This window comes from Arthrobacter sp. TB 26, from assembly GCF_000427315.1.
GTDB lineage: Bacteria > Actinomycetota > Actinomycetes > Actinomycetales > Micrococcaceae > Arthrobacter.
In genome coordinates this window covers 1-1,836 of record NZ_AUPJ01000369.1, presented here as the reverse complement: position 1 = coordinate 1,836, position 1,836 = coordinate 1, and the positions used below count along the sequence as shown (strand labels likewise).

General features: G+C 65.6%; 1 protein-coding gene and 1 pseudogene. Both read right to left on the bottom strand.

From position 1 onward, the window contains the following. Window positions 1-358 (bottom strand): annotated as a pseudogene (locus K789_RS25165) (hypothetical protein); the annotation flags it as partial. A gap of 54 nt (window positions 359-412) precedes the next feature. Then, window positions 413-1,594 carry an IS30 family transposase gene (locus K789_RS0114285; RefSeq protein ID WP_128081639.1) on the bottom strand — a complete coding sequence of 394 codons (1,182 nt, stop codon included), beginning with the start codon at window positions 1,592-1,594 and terminating at the stop codon, window positions 413-415. Window positions 1,595-1,836 lie beyond the last annotated feature (242 nt).

The window sequence follows — 1,836 nt, the reverse complement described above, 5'->3', positions numbered from 1 at the left end:
CAGCCAGTATCCGCACGGATCCGGGGGCCAGCGCCGACGTCCGGCCCGACGCTTCCTCCCCGGTCAGGGCCGCGGAGGATTCACCCCCATGCAGGAGCCATAGCTCGTCCCATAACCGCGAGGGGGTGCGGCCGCCTTTCAGCAACGCCGACATCTGCTGCACGAGCAATGTCATCGAGACCGGCGGTGCGTCCCGGCGCCGCCAACGGCGGACTCCGCGGTGAGCCGTTGGGGAGCCGGCGGCAGGAACACTCCGTGCCCCGGCCAACGCCGCACGGATCCGGCGGCGCGGGGCTCCCGGAGCCGAGAGCGCCAGGAACACCGCGAGAGCCAGGGTGCCAGCGAGCATCGCGGTCATTCCGGGCCCCTGTCCGGCTCGGCGGTTTCTAGGGGTCGTTGCAACACCTGGTGGTTAGGTGGTTAGTAGTAAATCACGTAGACGCTCGGCTGGGGTATCCCAGCCGAGCGTTTTGCGTGGGCGGCCGTTGAGCTCCTGAGCGACGTGTTCGAGGTCTTCAGGTCCGTAGGCGGACAGGTCGGTGCTTTTGGGGAAGTACTGGCGCAGCAGCCCGTTAGTGTTCTCGTTCGAACCGCGCTGCCAGGGGCTGGCTGGGTCGCAGAAGTAAACCTGCATTTCGGTGGCTAGGGTGAAGGTCTTGTGGGCGGCCATTTCCGCGCCCTGGTCCCAGGTCAGAGAGCCTCGCAGATGTGCCGGCAGGGCAGAGATGGTGTTGATGAGCCCGTCCCGGACGGTTTCGGCGGTGTGGTCATTTGGCAGGTGGACGAGCATCACGTAGCGGGTGGTGCGTTCGACCAGGGTTCCGATCGCGGACTGGTTGTAGGCGCCGGTGATGAGATCCCCCTCCCAATGACCGGGTACTGCGCGGTCCTCGATCTCGGGTGGACGCTCGGAGATCATGACCATCGGATCCACGAACCGGGAGGTGCGCTGTTCCCCGCTCTGGTGGTGTTTCCGGCGGGTCCGGCCGGTGCGCAGGGCTGCCTGTATTTCGCGTTTGAGTCCGCCTCTGGCCTGGACGTAGAGGGCTTGATAGATCGTCTCTGGACTCACACGCATCTCCGGTTGGTCGGGGAACTTTTTGACCAGGGTGTGGCTGATCTGCTCCGGAGACCAGCGTATGAGCAGCTTGGCCTTCACATAGTCGCGCAGGTCCGACTCGCCAGCGAGCTTGGCGTTTTTGGGTCGTGGCCGCCGGGCAGCGGCCTTCCGCTGCGCCCCGTGGGGCAGATAGCCCAACAGGGCATCGGCATTTCGGCCCAGCTCGCGGCTGATCGTTGAAGCCGAACGGCCAAGCACGCTGGCGATCGCCCGCATCGATGAACCCGAGGCTTTCAGGTCCCGGATCATCTCCCGCTCCTGCACGCTAAGAAATCGCGGGTCGATGAGTTTCTCGAGAGCCGCTGTCGGTGGGGCGAGGGCCGGCGAGGTCATAGTGGTCACACCACGTTTGTAATCGACCACCCGCCCATCAGCGTAAATGCGTCGGCCGCCTGACTTACGAATCCCCAGGTCCCACTCCGCCGCGGTCCTGGGATGCACGCTGACCGCTGCGGCCGCCTCCCGCCGACTCAAGCCGGCCTTGCGTAACCGGAAGTACTCATCCCGGCCCCGGTGAGGGCGCGCCCCCGGTTTACCATGGCTCTTCAGTCCGGCTTTACGCACCCAGCCGGCGCACGTATCGGGGCTCAATCCCAGCTCCCTGGCCGCCGCCCCCGTGCTCTTGAGCCGGTCGAACACGACGAAGAACTCATCCTTCTGCCCCTGCGCGTACTTCCTGTTGGTTCGAGGTTCTCCCGTTAAAGACGACACGGTCG